This window comes from Roseisolibacter agri (assembly GCF_030159095.1).
GTDB classification, from domain to species: domain Bacteria; phylum Gemmatimonadota; class Gemmatimonadetes; order Gemmatimonadales; family Gemmatimonadaceae; genus Roseisolibacter; species Roseisolibacter agri.
Window position 1 is genome coordinate 112241 of the sequence record NZ_BRXS01000006.1, and the last position, 16968, is coordinate 129208.

The 16968-nt window shown below is 73.5% G+C and carries 15 protein-coding genes; all 15 read right to left on the reverse strand.

Features of this window, described 5'->3' with window-relative positions:
- Positions 1 to 73 precede the first annotated feature (73 nt).
- The 15 genes from gap to rosag_RS18930 all read right to left on the reverse strand — a co-directional run bounded on the left by gap (position 74) and on the right by rosag_RS18930 (position 16958).
- Positions 74 to 1087 carry a type I glyceraldehyde-3-phosphate dehydrogenase gene (gene gap / locus rosag_RS18860; RefSeq protein ID WP_284351723.1) on the reverse strand — a complete coding sequence of 338 codons (1014 nt, stop codon included), beginning with the start codon at positions 1085 to 1087 and terminating at the stop codon, positions 74 to 76.
- A 78-nt stretch (positions 1088 to 1165) separates the two neighbouring features.
- Positions 1166 to 1969: a ComF family protein gene (locus rosag_RS18865; protein ID WP_284351724.1), complete on the reverse strand. Its 804-nt coding sequence runs from the start codon at positions 1967 to 1969 to the stop codon at positions 1166 to 1168.
- Positions 1930 to 2808: a shikimate dehydrogenase family protein gene (locus rosag_RS18870; protein WP_284351725.1), complete on the reverse strand. Its 879-nt coding sequence runs from the start codon at positions 2806 to 2808 to the stop codon at positions 1930 to 1932. Before rosag_RS18870 ends, rosag_RS18865 begins: the two co-directional genes overlap by 40 nt.
- Positions 2809 to 2919: 111 nt before the next feature.
- A complete protein-coding gene (locus rosag_RS18875; RefSeq protein WP_284351726.1) occupies positions 2920 to 3417 on the reverse strand; it encodes a low molecular weight protein arginine phosphatase in 498 nt (165 codons plus the stop codon).
- A gap of 12 nt (positions 3418 to 3429) precedes the next feature.
- Positions 3430 to 4101 (reverse strand): L-threonylcarbamoyladenylate synthase, encoded by a 672-nt coding sequence (locus tag rosag_RS18880; RefSeq protein WP_284351727.1) that lies wholly within the window; start codon positions 4099 to 4101, stop codon positions 3430 to 3432.
- Positions 4098 to 4886 (reverse strand): 2-C-methyl-D-erythritol 4-phosphate cytidylyltransferase, encoded by a 789-nt coding sequence (ispD, locus tag rosag_RS18885; protein ID WP_284351728.1) that lies wholly within the window; start codon positions 4884 to 4886, stop codon positions 4098 to 4100. Before ispD ends, rosag_RS18880 begins: the two co-directional genes overlap by 4 nt.
- Before the next feature lie 54 nt (positions 4887 to 4940).
- Positions 4941 to 6338 carry a DNA repair protein RadA gene (gene radA, locus rosag_RS18890; protein ID WP_284351729.1) on the reverse strand — a complete coding sequence of 466 codons (1398 nt, stop codon included), beginning with the start codon at positions 6336 to 6338 and terminating at the stop codon, positions 4941 to 4943.
- Between the two features lie 178 nt (positions 6339 to 6516).
- Positions 6517 to 9183, reverse strand: coding sequence for a replicative DNA helicase (gene dnaB, locus rosag_RS18895; RefSeq protein ID WP_284351730.1), 2667 nt, complete (start codon positions 9181 to 9183; stop codon positions 6517 to 6519).
- Complete coding sequence (locus rosag_RS18900; protein WP_284351731.1) at positions 9143 to 10243, reverse strand: uracil-DNA glycosylase; 1101 nt, start codon at positions 10241 to 10243, stop codon at positions 9143 to 9145. Before rosag_RS18900 ends, dnaB begins: the two co-directional genes overlap by 41 nt.
- Positions 10244 to 10342: 99 nt before the next feature.
- Positions 10343 to 11557: a bifunctional phosphopantothenoylcysteine decarboxylase/phosphopantothenate--cysteine ligase CoaBC gene (coaBC, locus tag rosag_RS18905; protein ID WP_284351732.1), complete on the reverse strand. Its 1215-nt coding sequence runs from the start codon at positions 11555 to 11557 to the stop codon at positions 10343 to 10345.
- A gap of 37 nt (positions 11558 to 11594) precedes the next feature.
- Positions 11595 to 11810, reverse strand: coding sequence for a DNA-directed RNA polymerase subunit omega (locus tag rosag_RS18910; protein WP_284351733.1), 216 nt, complete (start codon positions 11808 to 11810; stop codon positions 11595 to 11597).
- A 43-nt stretch (positions 11811 to 11853) separates the two neighbouring features.
- The gene (gene gmk / locus rosag_RS18915) at positions 11854 to 12504 is read right to left on the reverse strand and encodes a guanylate kinase (protein WP_284351734.1); all 651 of its coding nucleotides are present in this window, start codon (positions 12502 to 12504) and stop codon (positions 11854 to 11856) included.
- Positions 12505 to 12526: 22 nt separating this feature from the next.
- Entirely contained in the window at positions 12527 to 13399 is an 873-nt protein-coding gene (locus rosag_RS18920) for a YicC/YloC family endoribonuclease (protein WP_284351735.1), read from the reverse strand.
- A gap of 89 nt (positions 13400 to 13488) precedes the next feature.
- Entirely contained in the window at positions 13489 to 15342 is a 1854-nt protein-coding gene (locus rosag_RS18925) for a hypothetical protein (RefSeq protein WP_284351736.1), read from the reverse strand.
- A gap of 143 nt (positions 15343 to 15485) precedes the next feature.
- The gene (locus rosag_RS18930) at positions 15486 to 16958 is read right to left on the reverse strand and encodes a leucyl aminopeptidase (protein WP_284351737.1); all 1473 of its coding nucleotides are present in this window, start codon (positions 16956 to 16958) and stop codon (positions 15486 to 15488) included.
- Positions 16959 to 16968: the final 10 nt, after the last annotated feature.

The window sequence follows — 16968 nt, forward strand, 5'->3', positions numbered from 1 at the left end:
GGTGGTCGGAAGGGGCGCAAACGCCGACGGGGCGCGCCGGGGGAGACCCCGGCGCGCCCCGTCCGCATCGCGCTCAGAGGCGGGCGCCGATGAAGCGGAGCAGGTCCACGCAGCGCGAGGAGTAGCCCCACTCGTTGTCGTACCAGCCCGAGACCTTCACCATCGTCCCGTCGATGACGTTCGTGCTGAGCGAGTCGAGGATGCACGAGTGCGGGTTGCCGATGTAGTCGCTCGAGACGAGCGGCTCCTCGGTGTACGCGAGGATCCCCTGCAGCGGGCCGTTCTCCGCCGCCGCCTTGAACGCCGCGTTCACCTCGGCGATCGTCGTGCCGCGCTCGACCTCGACGGCCAGCTCGGTGAGCGAGACGTCGGGCGTCGGGACGCGGATCGCGATGCCGTCGATCTTCCCCTTCAGCTCGGGCAACACGAGCGACGTGGCCTTGGCCGCGCCCGTGCTGGTCGGGATGATCGACATCGCCGCCGCGCGCGCGCGGCGCAGGTCCTTGTGCGGCAGGTCGAGGATCGACTGGTCGTTGGTGTACGAGTGGATCGTCACCATCGTGCCGTGCCGGAAGCCGAAGCTGTCCTTGACGACCTTCACCATCGGCACGAGGCAGTTCGTCGTGCACGACGCGTTCGAGACGATGTGGTGCTTCGCGGCGTCGTACTTGTCGCTGTTGACGCCCATCACGATCGTCAGGTCCTCGCCCTTGGCCGGCGCGGAGATGATGACCTTCTTGGCGCCCGCCTGGATGTGCGCGCCCGCCTTGTCGGCGTCGGTGAAGCGGCCGGTCGACTCGAGCACGATGTCGACGCCGAGGTCCTTCCAGGGCAGCTTGCCCGGGTCCTTCTCGGCGAAGATCTTCACCTCGTCGCCGTCGATCGTGATGCTCCCCTCGCCCGCCTCGACGTCGCCCTGGAAGGTGCGGTGCACCGAGTCGTACTTGAACAGGTGCGCGAGCGTCTTGGTGTCCGTGAGGTCGTTGACGGCGACGAAGTCGAGGTCGGCGACGCCCTGGAGCTTGGCGGCGCGGAGGACCTGGCGGCCGATGCGGCCGAAGCCGTTGATGCCGACGCGAATGGCCATCGCGGTGGATCTCCTGTCGAGGCGGACGGCCGGACATGCGGAGCGGCCCCGCGCGCGCCACCCCGGACGGGCGACCGCTCAGGACCGTGCCCGGCCGAAGGTCACGTAGCTGACGATGCGCGCGCCGCCGTCGACGAGCGCGGCGGCGCAGGCGTTGAGCGTGCACGCGGTGGTCACCACGTCGTCCACCAGCACGACGTGCGTGCCGCGCAGCCTCGGACGGGCCGACTCCACCACCCCGAAGGCGCCGGCAACGTTGCGCAAACGGTCTGCCGGTGTCAACCGCGCCTGCGCCGCGGTGGACCGCGTGCGACGCAGCACGTCGTCCCACACGGGCACGCACCACGCCGGTGCGAGCGCGTTCGCAAGGAGCGTGCTCTGGTTGAAGCCGCGCTCCCGCTCGCGCTCGCGCGCGAGCGGCACGGGCACCAGCGCCGCGCGCTCGTCGCCCACGTCGCGCGGCCACTCGAGCGCCGCCATGCGGCGCGCCATCCCGGTCGCGACGGCGGGCCAGTCCTCGTACTTGCACGCGTGCACGAGCGCGCCGCCCGCGCCCTCGGGCACCCAGCAGACCGAGCGCACCGCGCGCACGTACGGCGGCAGCAGGTCGCACCAGCGGCAGCGGCGTGGCTGCGCGGCCGCGGGCAGGTCGCGCACGCGGGTGGGATGCCCGCAGCGCTCGCACTGTGGATTGGCGAGGCGCGGCAGCGCGGCCCAGCAGCGGCCGCAGATGGGCTCCGCACGTCCACGCTCGACGGCGCGGCCGCACGCCGCGCAATGGCGCGGCAGCAGCAGGTCGAGGAACGCGTCCGTGACGGCGGCCGCGAGCGCGGCCGGCGCGCTCAGGACGATCCCGCGGGGCGCCCTCCGACGGCCGCCCACATCGCCTCGGTGTCGGGCGCGACGCCGAACCAGCGGACGAACGACGCCGCACCCTGCGCGATGAGCATCGGCAGTCCGTCGATCGCGCGGCGCCCGCTCGCGCGCACCGCGTGCACCCACCGGGTCTCGCCGGGGCGGTACACGAGGTCGAGCACGGCGGCGTCCGTGCCGAGCGCGGCGGGCGGCGCGGGGAGCACGTCGTCGGGGCGGATGCCCAGCGGCGTCGCGTTTACCACCAGCGTCGCCCGGTCGAGCGCATCGGCGAGCGCGTCGACCGCGTGCGCGACCGCGGGAAAGCGCTGCGTCAGCGCGTCGGCGCGCTCGCGGGTGCGCGACCACACGCGTACGCGCGCGTCCGGCCACGACTCCGCCGCCGCGAGCACCGCGGCCGCGGATCCGCCGGCGCCCAGCAGCGCGACGCGCTGACCGGCCGGCACCCGCCCGCCGAACAGCTGCCGCACCGATGCATCGACGCCCGCGACGTCGGTGTTGTCGCCCCAGAGCGCGCCGTCGAGCGTGCACCAGTAGGTGTTCACCGCGCCGACGCGCGCCGCGAGCGGCGTGCGCAGGTCGCAGCGTGCGGCCACGGCCTCCTTGTGCGGGAGCGTCACGTTCCCCGCCGCGCGCGCTGCGACCAGCGCGTCGAGCACGCCGGGCAGCGCGTGGGGCGCGACGTCCGCGGCCCGGTAGGTCAGCGGGATGCCGGCCGCGCGCAGCGCCGCGTTCTGGAAGCGCGGCGAGAGCGAGTGCGCGACCGGGTGGCCGAGGAGGACGAGCTGGCCGATCGCGCTCGGGACGTCGGGCTGGGCGGCGCTTGGCGGTGCGAGCGTGGCGGGCATCGGCGGCGGGTGAAGCGACGCCTCAACCTCGCCCGTCGGCGCGCGATCGGTGGGATCCGGCGGACGCACCGCGGTGTGCGGCGACGCGGTCGAAGGGCGAGGCGGCGCCGGTCAGCCCGCGTCGCCCGCGGCGCCGGTCGGCACCAGGCGGTCGAACGTCGCGCGGATCTCGCGCTCCAGCTGCTCGAACGTCACGCGGTACGCCGTCAGGTCGCCCCCGAAGGGATCCTCGATCCCCTCGGCCAGCGCACCGTTGCTGGCGAAGGAGGTCAGCAGGTGCGCCTTGGACGAGCCGCCCAGCTCCGCGACGCGCGCGAGGTGCCGCTCGCCCATCGCCAGCACGAGGTCCGCCTCGTCGACGAGGTCGCGCGTCAGCGGGCGCGCGCGGTGGCCCGCGAGGTCGATGCCGTGCTCCAGCGAGACGAGGATCGCGCCGTCGGACGCGCCGAACTCCGGCATCGGCGTGCCGGGTGGGAACGGGTTGGCGCCCGTCCCCGCGCTGCCCACCGCGACGTCGCTCAGCGCGCGCTCCGCCACGACGCGGCGCGCGATCGCCTCGGCCATCGCGCTGCGGCAGGTGTTGCCCGTGCAGACGAAGAGAATGCGCATGCCTGTGATACCTCAGCAGTCCCCGATCAGGTCCGGCGCGCTCTCGCGCAGCGTGGCCGCGGCGATCGCGCCCGGACGGATGACGCGCGGATGCCGGCCCGTGCAATCGACGACGGTCGACGGCGCCGATGGCGGGATCCGCCCCCCATCCAACACGCGCAAGATGCCGCGATTGACGGCGTCGGGCCACTGCGCGACGATCTCGCTCGCCGCCATCGCCGGGGGCACGCCGGGCCGGTTCGCGCTCGTCGAGGTGATCGCGTCGCCCAGCGTGCCGATCAGACGCGTGAGGCCCTCGTGCGGCGTCCAGCGGACCGCGACCCCACCCTCGGGCCCGCGGAGCCGGCGCGGCACTCGGCGGTCGCCGCCGGGAAGCACGAGCGTCAGCGGGCCGGGCCAGTGGCGCGCCGCCAGCCGCGCGGCGGCGGGCGGAAGGTGGAGTCCCAGCCGGTCCAGCATGTGGCTGCCGGCGATCAGCAGCAGGAACGGCTTCGAGGGCGGCCGCTGCTTGAGCCGCACGAGCGTCTCGACCGACTCGTGGTCGATGGCCGTGCCGAAGCCGTACACGGTCTCCGTCGGGTAGGCGAGCACGCCGCCCGCCTCGAGGTGCAGCTGCGAGCCGCGCAGCGACGCCGCGACCTCCTCGGGCGACCAGAACGGGACCGCGCCCGGCGCCGCGATCATGCCGGCAGCGCGAAGAGGGCCTCGGCGCGCGCGAAGTCGCCCTCCTCGGTCACCTTCATCGCGCGCTCGCTGCCGGGCACCACGACGACGGGAAAGCCGAGCCGCTCGCACAGCCCAGCGTCGTCGGTGGCGACGATGCCGTCGCGGCGCGCGACCGCGTGCGCCTGCTCGATCATCTCGCGCGGGAAGCCCTGCGGCGTCTGCACCCGCCAGAGACGCGCGCGCTCCACGGTCCGCACGATGCGCCCGGACTCGTCGACCTCCTTGATGGTGTCGACGACCGGGAGCGCCGGCACCGCGCCGTGCCCGCGCCGCGCCTCCTGCACCACGCGCTCGATCAGGTCGTCCGGCACCAGCGGCCGCGCGGCGTCGTGCACGAGCACCGTGCGCACGTCGTCGGGGATGTCCTCCAGCCCGTTGGCGACGCTCTCCGCGCGCTCGCGGCCGCCGGTGGACACGAGCAGCCGGTCGATGTCGCACTGGAAGAGCCACGGCGGCGGATCGGCGGCGTGCGACCGTGGCAGCACCACGACCACCGTGTGCACGTCGGGCCGCGCCATGAACGTCTGCAGGCTGTGCAGCAGCATCGGCTTGCCGGCGACCCAGCGGAACTGCTTGAGCTCCGTGCCGCCGGTGCGCGTCCCCTGCCCGCCCGCGACGATCACGACGCCGACGTCGCGCACGACGTCGGACGCCGCGCGCGACTCGGCGCCCGGGCGGCTGGTGATCGCCGGCGGCGGGACGATGCGCCGCGGCGCGGAGGGCGGGAGGTCGAAGTCGGACACGCGCGAAAGCTAATCGCGCCGAGCACGCGGCCGGCGCACGCCCGACGCCCGCCGTTACGAGAAGACGCGCTCGAAGAGGTCGCGCACGGTGCGCACGCCGACGGCGCGGATCCCGGCGGGCGGCCGCTTCGGCACCCCGCGCTCCGCCACGTACGCCACGGTCATCCCCATCTTCGCCGCCTCGGCCAGCCGGCGCTCGGTCTGCGAGACCGGGCGGATCTCGCCGCCCAGGCCCACCTCGCCCAGAAAGACCGCCTCGCGCGGGAGGGCGCGGTCGTAGAGGCTGGACGCGAGCGCCGCCGCGACCGCGAGGTCGCCCGCCGGCTCCTGCAGCCGCATGCCGCCGACGACGTTCAGGAAGACGTCGAGCTGCGAGAAGTTGAGCCCCGCGCGCTTGTCGAGCACCGCGAGGAGCAGCGCGAGACGACGCCCGTCGTAGCCGGTCGCGACGCGCTGCGGCGTGCCGTAGCCGGCCTTCGCGGCGAGCGCCTGGATCTCGACCAGCACGGGCCGCGTGCCCTCGAGCAGCGCCGTGACCGCGCTGCCGGAGGCCGCGTCGTGCCGGTCGCCCATGAACAGCTCCGACGGGTTCTCGACGGCGAGCAGCCCGCCCTGCGTCATGCGGAAGACGCCGATCTCGTCGACCGAGCCGAAGCGGTTCTTGGTCGCGCGCAGCACGCGGTGGTCGAGCGTGCTCTCCCCCTCGAAGTAGAGCACCGTGTCGACGATGTGCTCCAGCGTCTTCGGCCCGGCGATCCCGCCGCCCTTGGTGACGTGGCCGACGACGAAGGTCGCGGTGCCCGTCTCCTTCGCGAACCGCATGAGGCGCGCGGCGCATTCGCGCACCTGGCCGACGTTTCCGGGCGCGCCCTCGAGGTCCTGCGTGAAGACGGTCTGGATCGAGTCGACGATCATCAGGTCGGGCGCCGACGCGGTGCCCGTCGCGATCATCGTCTCCAGCAGCGTCTCGCTCAGCAGCGCGACGTCGCCCGCCGGCTCGTCCAGGCGGTCGGCGCGCAGCTTCACCTGCAGCGGCGACTCCTCGCCGGACACGTAGAGCGTGTTGCGCCCGGTCTGCTGGAGCCGCGCCGCGATCTGGAGCAGCAGCGTCGACTTGCCGATACCCGGCTCGCCGCCGACGAGCACCATCGACCCGGGCACGATCCCGCCGCCGAGGACGAAGTCGAACTCGTCGAGGCCCGTGGTCCAGCGCTCACGCTCGGAGCCCGAGACGTCGCGCAGCCGCGGCGCGACGGCGACGCTCCCGCCCTCCCCCAGCGACGCGCTGCCGCCCATGCGCCGCGCGGAGCCCGCGCCCTTAGCGGCGACCTTGGGCGCCGCGACCTCCTCGACGAGCGAGTTCCACTCGCCGCAGGTCTCGCAGCGACCCTGCCACTTGGAGTACTCAGCGCCGCACTCGGTGCAGCGGTAGACGGTCTTCGACTTGGCCATGGGGAGCGTCGAGCGGTGAGCGGCGAGCGTCGAGTCGGCTCCGTGCCGGTCTGCGCCTCCCCGTTCCCGATTATACACCGAAGGCGACGCCGCGGGCGACCGCCGGAACGCACGAAGGGCCGGCGCCACGCACCGGCCCCCCTCGACGCTCGCCGCTACACGCTCGACGCTGCGGTCGCTACTCCCCGTGGTACTGCTGGCGCGCGAGGCCCTCGAAGCGCGTGTACTGCTTGTGGAAGAAGAGCGGCACGCTGCCGATCGGGCCGTTGCGCTGCTTGCCGATGATCACCTCGGCCTTCCCCTCGACGCTCGGGTCCTTGAGGACGCCGTTCTCGCGCTCCGCGTAGACCTCCTCGCGGAAGAGGAACATGATCAGGTCGGCGTCCTGCTCGATGGCGCCCGACTCGCGGAGGTCGGAGAGCACCGGGCGTCCCTTCTCCGCGCCCGCGCGGCTGTCGACCGCGCGCGAGAGCTGCGACAGCGCGACCACGGGGACGCTCAGCTCCTTGGCCAGCGCCTTCAGGCCGCGCGAGATCTGCGACACCTCCTGCTGGCGGTTCTCGGCCGACGGGCCGGTCATCAGCTGCAGGTAGTCGACGATGATCAGATCGAGCCCGTGGTCCGACTTCAGGCGCCGCGCCTTGGAGCGCATCTCGAGCACCGAGATGCCGGGCGTGTCGTCGATGAAGACGGGTGCGTGCGACAGGATGCCCGCCGCGCGCGCGAGGCGGGGATAGTCGTCGTCGCGCAGGCGGCCCTTGCGGAGCGTCTGCGCGTCGATGCGCGCCTCGGACGTGAGCATGCGCTGCACGAGCGAGTCCTTGCTCATCTCCAGCGAGAAGAACGCGACGCTCTTCTGCTCCGTGATCGCCACGTGCTGCGCGATGTTGAGCGTGAACGCCGTGTTGTGCACGCACACGTCGTTCGCCACGAAGTTGTGCGTCTCCGGGATCGTCAGGTCGTAGACCTGCTTGATGCCGACCGATTCGATCTCGACGATCTCGTCCCAGTACACCTGACTGCCGGACAGCTCGCGCAGCGGCGCGTCGTCCAGCGCGAGCGCGAACGCCTCCAGGCGGGCGCGCGAGAGGGCGCGCGTGCCCACGTGCACGTTCGACTCGCCGGCGATCCCAGCGCGACCCGCGAGCGACGCCCAGCTCTCGTCGCCCGTCGCCTCGCGCAGCTGCTCCCAGATCTCCGCCGGGATCAGGTCGCGGTTCGTCTGGTAGCGGCGACGCTCCGTCGCCTCGACGGCCGCGTCGAGCGCCGCCTCCTTGCCGAAGATGCCGATCTCGCGCGCGAAGGTACGGATGGCGCGCGCGTCGGTGACGTCGAGCTGCCACGCGATGCGGCGCTCGTCGCGATAGCGCACGGTGCGCCGGCGCAGGGACGCCACGACGCCGAAGCGCAGCAGCAGGTGCTGCACCTGGCGCGCGAGACGCTCGCTCACCGACGCGAAGCCCAGCTGCGCCTGACCGCTCGCGAGCACCGTGGCCCAGCCGTCCGTGGCGAACAGCCGGTTCACGAAGACGGCGAGCTGCTCGCGCGGCAGCGTGAAGACCGGTGTCGGGACGTGCTTCTCACGCGCGCCGCAGCCCCACACGCCCAGCGCCGTGAGCCAGCCGGTGAGCGGGTTGGGCATGCGCGAGCCGCGAGGGCCGCCGCGCACCGACAACGTCGTCGCGCGCTCCGGCCGTGCGTCCTCCGTGACCTCCACGCCGCCGAACGCCGTCACCGCGTCGCGGAAGTCGGCGAGCACGCGCGGGTCCGTGTTCGTGAAGCGCGGCGTGGTGCCCGTGAGGCCGCCGTCGCCCAGCAGGTAGCCGAGCAGGCGCACCTCGGCGTCGCGCATCGGCTGCGCGCCGAAGACCGGGAGCTCGCGCGGCACCGCCACGCGCGTCCCGACGCCGATCTCCGCGAGCGGACGCCAGCCGTCGGCCGTCAGGAACGGGTGCGTGATGGTCGTCTCGATCGTGCGACCCAGGCGCGTCCTGACGCGAAAGACCGGCTTCATCCCGTCGTCGACGTACGCGCTCGGCCACGTCGCCGAGAACTTCCATCCCTTGCCGAGCGTGAGCACGCGGCCGCGACGACCGCGATGGATCTCCTCGATGGTCGCGACGCTGCCGTCCTCGAGGAGGATCTCGGCGTCGTGCGCGAGGCACTTGCCCATTGACGGGCGAGCCGCGACGATCACGAGGTCCGACGGCTGGAAGCCCGACGTCATCTCGTCGAGGTCGCGGAAGCCGGTGGCCACGCCCGTGACGGCGTTGCCCGCCTTGCTCTGCGCCTCGATCTTCTCCATCGCGGGCCAGAGGAGCTCCTTGATCCGGGTGAAGTTCCCGGAGTTCTGCTGCTCGCCGATCTGGAAGATCTTCGCCTCGGCCTCGTCGAGCAGCTCGTTGGCCAGACGGCGGCCCTCGAACGCCTCGGAGACGATACCGGTCGAGACCTCGATCAGGCGCCGGAGCGTCGCCTTCTCGCGGACGATCTTCGCGTGGTACTCGACGTTCGCGGCGGTCGGCACCGCGTCCACGAGGAACGCGATGTAGTCCTTGCCGCCGCTCGCTTCCAGCTCGCCGCGGCGCGCCAGCTCGTCGCTCAGCGTCAGCGGATCGACGACCGCGCCGCGCTCGGAGATCGAGAGCATCGCGCGGAATATCCGCCGATGGCCCTCGCGGTAGAACATCGTGTCGTCGACGTGCTCGCCGGCGCGCAGGATCGCGTCCTGGTCGAGCAGCATGGCGCCCAGCACCGCCTGCTCCGCCTCCTCGGTGTACGGGGGGCGGCGGTCGCGATACGGGTCAACCCGCGGCGGCGGGGCGATCGAGAATTCGACGGGCAAGCTGGACATCTTTCCAGGTTGGACGCTTCCAGGCTTCGTTGCGCAGGAGCGCGGCGGGATGGTAGGTCGCGATCAGCGGCACCCCGCGATAGAGGTGCACCTGCTCGCGCAGCTTGCCGATGCCGAGCTTCGTGCCGAGGAGCGTCTGCGCGGCGAAGTTCCCCACGGTGAGGATGACCTTCGGGCGCACCAGCTCGAGTTGACGGGCGAGGTAGGGACTGCAGGCCTCGACCTCGTCGGGGGTGGGGTTCCGGTTTCCCGGCGGACGGTGCTTCACCACGTTGCAGATGAAGACGTCCTCCCGGGCCAAGTTAATCGCGCCCAGGATCTTGGTAAGAAGCTGTCCCGACGCCCCCACGAAGGGGCGTCCGGAGGCGTCCTCGTCGGCACCCGGCGCCTCTCCCACGACGACGAAGTCCGCGTCGGGGTTACCCTCGCCGGGGACCCCGTGCGTGGCGGTCCTGTAGAGGGGGCAGCGGGTGCAGTCGTGGACCGTCCGGGCGATCTCGTCGAGGTCGCGCAGATGGTCGAACTCGCCGCCGATCAGCCCCAGCTCCGCGCCCGCGACGATGCCGATCGGCACGTCGGTCCCTGGGTAGGGGCTGCCCGTGATCAGGCGGCCCGCGTCGGCGGCGGGGCGCGCGGTCGGGCGAGCGGGTGGCGGCTCCGCGGCGCGTGGCGCATCGGCCGGCGGCGTCGCGGGAGCGCCCGGTGCCGTCGGCACCGTGCTGCCCAGCCCCGCGGCACGCAAGGCGGCGCGCCAGTCGCCGGTCTCGGCCCCCGCGACGTCGATCTCGCGTGCGAGCCCGCCGCGCTCCTCCATCGCGGGCTGGGCGCCGGGGCGCGGCGGCAGCTCCTGCACGCCCGGCTCGCCCTCGCCGCGCAGGCGCGGATGGTCGGCGGGTGCCGCCGCGTCGTCGTCCGCCGCGGCGGCGGGCGTCGCCGGGCGATCGCCGCCCAGGGGACGCATGGGCGACGCGGGCTTGGCGAGCGGCGCGCCGGGCTGCCGCAGCGCGCCCATGACGCCCAGCACCTCGTCGATGCTCATGCCGTCGAGCACCAGCTCGGACTCGCCGAGCTCGCGCCGCTGCTCCAGATAGCGGCGCAGCCGCTCGCGTGCGTCCATCGAGGCTCTACTCCTGCGGCCGGGGCGTCCGGCTCAGCGCACGCCGCGCGCCGCGAGCAGCGCGGCCACGCGGTCGAGGATCGCGTCGGCGACCTCGCCCTTCGGCAGCAGCGCCTGCGGCGCGACGGCGCCGTCGGGCGTGAGGAAGGTGACGCGGTTGGTGTCGACGCCGAAGCCGGCGCCCGGCTCGGTCGCGTCGTTCAGCACGATCAGGTCGAGGCCCTTGGACGCGAGCTTCCGGCGCGCATTCGCCTCGAGGTCCGTCGTCTCGAGCGCGAAGCCGACGATCACCGCGCCGTCGCGCCGCCGCTCGCGCGTGCCCGCGAGGATGTCGTCGTTCGGCGTCAGCTCGATGCTCAGCGCGCCGGCGCCGCGCTTGATCTTCTGCGACGCGACGTTGGCGGGGCGGAAGTCCGACGGCGCCGCCGCCATCACGAGCGCGTCGGCCTCCGGCAGCTCGGCCGCGACGGCGTCGTGCATCTGCTGCGTGCTCTCGACCGGCACCACGCGCACGCCGGCCGGCACCGGCACCTGCAGCGGACCGGCGACGAGCGTGACGTTCGCGCTGCGGCGCCACGCGGCCGCGGCGAGTGCGACGCCCATGCGCCCGCTGCTGTGGTTCGTCACGTAGCGCACGGGATCGATCGCCTCGCGCGTCGGCCCGGCGGTGACGAGCACGCGCCGCCCCGCGAGCGCGCCGTCGGATTCCAGCAGACGGCCGACGTGCGCGAGGATCGTCTCAGGCTCCGGCATGCGCCCCGGGCCGGTCCCCTCGCCCACCGCGAGCGCGCCGTCGTCCGGATCGAGCACGTGGTACCCGATCTCGCGCGCGTGCGCGCTGTTGCGCTGCACCTGCGGATGCGCCCACATGCGGTCGTTCATCGCCGGCACGAGCAGCACCGGGGCGCTGGTCGCGAGCAGGCACGCGGACAGCAGATCGTCGGCGTGGCCGTGCACCGCGCGCGCGAGGAAGTCCGCGGTGCACGGCGCGACCACGACGACGTCGGCCGCACGCGCGATCTTGATGTGATCGAGCGCGTGCCCCGCCGCGATGAGCGCCGTGTGCACGGGGCGACCGGTCAGCGCCTCCAGCGTCACCGCGCCGACGAACTCGGTCGCGGCGCGCGTCATCACCACGTCCACCTCGGCGCCCGCCTGCTGGAGCAGGCGCGCCAGCCACGCGGCCTTGTAGCTGGCGATGCCGCCGGTGATGCCGAGGAGGACCCGGCGGCCCTGGAACGGACGCATGGCGGCGGACGCCGGCGGCTGGAGCGGCGGGACGTGCTTACGGCTCGCCGGCGCGGCGACGCGGCACGACCTGGTAGTCGATGTTGCCGCCCGACAGCTCCTCGAGCGCGCGCGTCGTCAGCTTCTTCTCGCCCGTGCGGCCGGGGACGCGCGGGAACTCGTTCAGGACGCGCGCGTACTTCGCCGCCACGAGCACCGCGAGGTACTTGTTGGCGGAGTGCTTGGCGATCTCGTTCGGCGTGAAGACCTGCATGCGATTGCCTCTCGGTGTGATGTAGAACGAACTCAGTGGGCGCTCAGTGTGCGGCAGCGGGCACGCCGTCCAGGCCGCGCTCGATCTCGGCGATCAGGTCGGCGACCTGCTCTTCCAGCGCGCGCAGCCGCTCGCGCCGCGCGCTCTCCGCGTCGATGATCGAGGCGACCTGCGCGACCGCGCGGTCGAGGTCCTCGTTCACCACGACGTAGTGGTAGTCCGCGATCGCGCGCAGCTCGTCGCGCGCGTTGCGCAGCCGCAGCGCGAGGATCTCGGGCCCCTCGGTCGAGCGCGCGGCCAGCCGGTCGCGCAGCACGTTCGCCGACGGCGGCAGGACGAACACGAGCACCGAGCTGGGGAAGGCCTCGTGGAACGCCTTCGCGCCCTGCACGTCGATGTCCATGATGACGTGCTGCCCGCCGTCGAGGACGCGCTGGACCTCGCTCTTCAGCGTGCCGTACATGTTGCCGTGCACGCGCGCCCACTCCGCGAACTCGCCCGCCTCCCGCCGCGCCTCGAACTCGTCGAGCGTCAGGAAGTGGTAGTCCTTCCCGTCCACCTCGCCCGCGCGCGGCGTGCGCGTCGTGCACGAGACCGAGTAGCCGAGGTCCCGGCGCGTCGCCAGCAGGCGGCGAGCGATGGTCGTCTTGCCGCCGCCCGAGGGCGCGGAGAGGATGACGGGAAAGTGGATCACGACGCGCGGTGCGGGGGAATCATCACTCGACGTTCTCGACCTGCTCGCGGATGCGCTCCAGCTCTTCCTTCACCAGCACCACGTCGTGCAGCATGGCCGCGTCGTTCGCCTTGCTCCCCGTCGTGTTGGCCTCGCGCAGCATCTCCTGCAGCAGGAAGCCGAGGCGCTTGCCCACCTGGTCCGCGCCGGCGTCCGACAGCGCGGCGCGGAACGCCGTGATGTGAGACCGGAAGCGGTCCAGCTCCTCGTTCACGTCCAGCCGGTCGGCGAGGATCGCGATCTCCTGCGCCAGCCGCTGATCGTCGACCTTCACGTTCTCCACCAGCTCCTGCACGGCCGTGCGCAGCCGGTCGCGCTGCTCGGTCAGCCGCTCGGGCGCGCGGGCCGCGATGCGGGCCAACGCCGCCTCGACGATCGCGATGCGCTCCAGCAGCACGACCGCGAGCCGCCGCCCCTCGTCCTCGCGCATCGCGGTCAGCGCCGCGCCCGCGCGATCGACGATCGCGAGCAGCTCCTCGGCCGTGCCCTCGGGCTCGGGCGTCGCGTCGGTCGTGATGACGTCGGGGAGCCGGAGCACCGTCGCCACGTCGAGCGTGTCGGCGATCCCGTGCCGCTCGGCGAGCGCGCGCAGCTGCGCGACGTAGCCGGCGAAGCGCGCCTCGTCGATCGCGAGCCCGCCGCGCGCCTCCTGGGCGTCGCGCTCGTGCCGCGCCATCAGCGTCACGTGCCCGCGGGCGACGCGCTGGCGCAGCGCCTCGCGCACCTCCGACTCCCAGCGCGCCAGCGGCGCCGGGAGCTTGAGGCTCGGGCTGAAGAAGCGGTGGTTGACGGTGCGGACCTCCACGGTGACGCGCGCGGCTCCCACGCGCCCGTCGGCGGTCCCGAACCCAGTCATGCTGCGAATCATGATGAACCGCGCAAGCTATTGGGGCGCAACGACCTGGTCAACCGTGGAGCCCGCCGGCGCCCCGTTCGGATCGCGGGTCAGTTGAAGAAGTACCAGCGCACGCCGTAGAAGCTGAGGGGCCGCGGCATCCGGATCCCCGGCACGAGCTCGTACTCGCGGTTCAGGGCGTTCCGGATCTGGTAGCTCACCGTCGCCTGCTGGATCCGGATCTCGAGCAGCGCTCCGAGCGTGTTCGAGGCGCTCGTGAACAGCTCGGCCACGCCGGTCGCCGAGGAGTCCGATCGCACCGGGAAGAGCGTGCGACTGCGGTACTCGTCGGTGATGGCCAGGACGAGCCCGAAGTTCCCGGTCGGGAAGCGGCGCAGCCAGTTGGTCTCCAGGCGGACCTCGGCGCGGGTCTGGTACTGCGGCCGGTAGGCGCCGCCCGCGTCCCAGGCGGTCCCGTGGACGTCGAGCACGATGTCCTTGTAGACCCGACCGCGCAGCGTCACCACCGTGCCGTTGGCCCGCGGCTCGGCCACCGTCACGAGCGGCAGCGGGTTGGCGGCGTACGCCTGGAAGTCGACGGTCGGGACGCGCGACAGCGCCTGCGGCGGGAAGACCTCACCGCCGCTGCGTATCACGCGGCCGCCGGTGAGCCACAGCCGCCCAAGTCGCACGCCCACCTCGCCGCGCGCGACGTGACGCGTCGCGTCGCCGGCCGTGTACTCCACGGTGGTGCGGCTGACCGCGCCCAGCACCGCGAGCCAGGGCAGCGGCTGCAGGCGGCCGTTGACGTCCAGGCGCAGCGTCGAGTCGGGCGCGCCGCGCTCGCCGAACGCGGACACCGAGAGCCACGAGCGGTCGAACGACGCGCGCACGGCCGGCGAGTGCCAGTTGCGGCCCGCGTAGACGCGCCAGCGATCCGCCGCGGACAGTCGCACGCCCCAGCGCGTGAAGCCACCGGTCAGGAGGTACTGCGTCCGAGAAGCGCCGCTGTCCGGCGCCACGAGCGTGTCGAGCGCGGTGATGACGCCGCCCGCGTCGCGCGTCGTGTCGACGCCGACGACGTAGCCCGTCCCGTCGAGGCGGAAGCGCATCACGTTCGCGACCGCCTGCACCCATGGCCCGGCGTCCGGGGTGCCGAGGCCGATGCGGACGTAGCCCTCGTCGCGGCGCGACTCCGCGCGCACGAGGATCGTGTCCGCCTCGTTGAACGGGAACGTCGGGTTGCGCTGCCGGTCCAGGCGCGAGAGGTAGGCGTCGATCGAGAGCCGCCCGCGCGCCCAGCCCACGCGCGCGAACGCGGACAGCCCGTCGCCGCCGCCGCCGGTGCGGCGGTTGCGCGCGCCCGACCCGAAGTTCTGCGCGCCGATCTGCAGCGCGCCGCCGTTGCCGAAGCGTCGGCCGAAGAAGCCGCGGTACAGGTTCGTGTCGTCGTCGCCCGTGGAGATGTCGACGCGCGTCGCGGGCGTCGTGCTCCGCACGCTCCACGTGCGCATGTGCAGCCGCACCTCCGCGGCCGCGCGCTCGATCACGACCTCCTCGAGCTGCCAGAGCTGCGCGTCGTGCAGCTCCAGCGCGCCGCCCATGCGCGGGTCGACCGGGTCCAGCTCGATCCCGTCACGGAAGACGCGCAGGCGCTTGAAGTCGCCGAGCACCGACGCCGTCTGCAGCGACGCGAGCCAACCGGTGCGGAAGCCCGTGAGCTCCGGCACGCGGTCCAGCAGGTCGAGGGCGGTCAGGCTGCCGGTGCGGAAGAGCGAGTCGCGCGTCCAGCGGTACGGCTGGCCGACGCCGATCGTCGGCGGCAGCTCCGACAGCGCGAGCGGCGGCTGGATGCTGTCGGCGCGCGCGCGGCGCGTCGCGAGCGAGTCCGGGATGCCGCGGATCGAGTCCGAGCGCGCGGCCGCGGCCGAATCGCGCGGCGGCACCGGGACGGCCACCTTCACCGTGTCCCGCCTGAGCGTGTCGGCGGGCGGGCGCGGCGGAGGCGGGACCGGCTGCTGTGCGCCGGCCGTCCCAGACGCGCCGGCGCCGATCAGGAACGCCGCGGCCGCGGCGAGGAGCCCGCGGCCGCGCCACCAGCGGCGACTCAGCTCGCCCTCCCCCGCACGAACTCGATGAACGTGCCGGTGGGCGTGCCGGTCGGGCCCTTCGGCAGCCAGCCGAGGTCCGTCTCGGAGTACGCGGTGCCGGCGACGTCGAGGTGCACCCAGGGGTACGCGTCCTCGACGAACTCGCGCAGGAACCAGGCAGCGGTGATGGAGCCCGCCGCGCGGCCGCCGACGTTCTTGAGGTCCGCGACGTCGCTCTTGAGCTGCTCCTTGTAGTCGTCGAACATCGGCAGCTCCCAGCCGCGCTCCGAGGCGCGCCGGCCCGCGGCCAGCACCTCCTGCGTCAGCGCGTCGTCGCTGCCGAACACGCCCACCGTCGAGTTGCCGAGCGCGATGACGATCGCGCCCGTGAGCGTCGCGGCGTCGATGACGGCCGCGGGCTCGTACTTCTTCACCCAGTGCAGCAGGTCGCACAGCACCAGGCGCCCCTCGGCGTCGGTGTTGTGGTTCTCGATCGTCTTGCCAGACATCGCGCGCACGACGTCGCCCGGCTTCATCGCGGTGCCAGACGGCATGTTGGTGGTGGAGCCGATGACGCCGACGACGTTCACCGCGAGGCCGAGCCGCGCGATCGCCTCCATCGCGCCCAGCACGCCCGCCGCGCCGCACATGTCGAACTTCATGTTCCACATGCCGTCGCCGGGCTTGATGTTGATGCCGCCCGTGTCGAAGCACAGGCCCTTCCCCACCAGCACGATCGGCTTCGCGTCGCCGCCCTTCCGGTACTCCAGCGCGACGAGCTTGGGATCCTGCGGCGTCCCCTGCGCGACCGAGAGGAACGACCCCATCCCCTCGGCCTCCAGCTCCGCGCGGCCGAGCACCGTCAGCGCCATGCCGTGCGCGTCGGCGATCTCCTGGCCGACCTGCGCGAACGTGTCGGGTGTGCAGACGTTGCCGGGCATCATCGCGAGGCGGCGCGCCGTCGCGTAGCCCGCGGTCACCGCCTCCGCCGCCGCGAGCCCCGACTGGTGGGCCGCGTCGGCCACGACGGTGACCGTCGAGACCTGCGCGCGCCGATCCTTCTCGGGCGGCTTCGCCTTCAGGTCGTCGTAGCTCCAGGCGCCCAGGCCCATGCCGACGGCCGCCTCCTCGACGCCGCGCGCGTCGAGATCGGCCGCGTAGAACGCCAGCGCGCCGGTGCCGAGCTTCGTCGCGGCGCGCGCGGCGACGGCGCCGGCGCGGCGCAGCGCGACGTTGCGGTCGGTCGCCTTCCCCATGCCGACGAGGAGCACGCGCTCGACGCCCTGCTCGCCGCCCGCGAGGTGCAGCGTCTCGTCGCGGCCGCCGCGGAAGTCACGGCGCGACAGCGCGCGGCCGAGGGTGCCGTTCAGGCGCGCGTCGAGGTCCGCGAGCGCGGCGGGCAGCGCCTCGTCGGCGGCGAGCGCGATGGCCAGGAGCGGCGTCGACAGCGCGTCGGGCGCGTCGGAGGAGAGCGCGAACTGGAGTGGCATCGGATCGGAT

Excerpts from the sequence above, each read along its gene's own strand:
- gap (WP_284351723.1), bottom strand. The coding sequence starts at position 1,087 with ATGGCCATTCGCGTCGGCATCAACGGCTTCGGCCGCATCGGCCGCCAG.
- rosag_RS18870 (WP_284351725.1), bottom strand. The coding sequence starts at position 2,808 with ATGCCCGCCACGCTCGCACCGCCAAGCGCCGCCCAGCCCGACGTCCCG.
- rosag_RS18875 (WP_284351726.1), bottom strand. The coding sequence starts at position 3,417 with ATGCGCATTCTCTTCGTCTGCACGGGCAACACCTGCCGCAGCGCGATG.
- rosag_RS18880 (WP_284351727.1), bottom strand. The coding sequence starts at position 4,101 with ATGATCGCGGCGCCGGGCGCGGTCCCGTTCTGGTCGCCCGAGGAGGTC.
- radA (WP_284351729.1), bottom strand. The coding sequence starts at position 6,338 with ATGGCCAAGTCGAAGACCGTCTACCGCTGCACCGAGTGCGGCGCTGAG.
- coaBC (WP_284351732.1), bottom strand. The coding sequence starts at position 11,557 with ATGCGTCCGTTCCAGGGCCGCCGGGTCCTCCTCGGCATCACCGGCGGC.
- rosag_RS18910 (WP_284351733.1), bottom strand. The coding sequence starts at position 11,810 with ATGCAGGTCTTCACGCCGAACGAGATCGCCAAGCACTCCGCCAACAAG.
- rosag_RS18920 (WP_284351735.1), bottom strand. The coding sequence starts at position 13,399 with ATGACTGGGTTCGGGACCGCCGACGGGCGCGTGGGAGCCGCGCGCGTC.
- rosag_RS18930 (WP_284351737.1), bottom strand. The coding sequence starts at position 16,958 with ATGCCACTCCAGTTCGCGCTCTCCTCCGACGCGCCCGACGCGCTGTCG.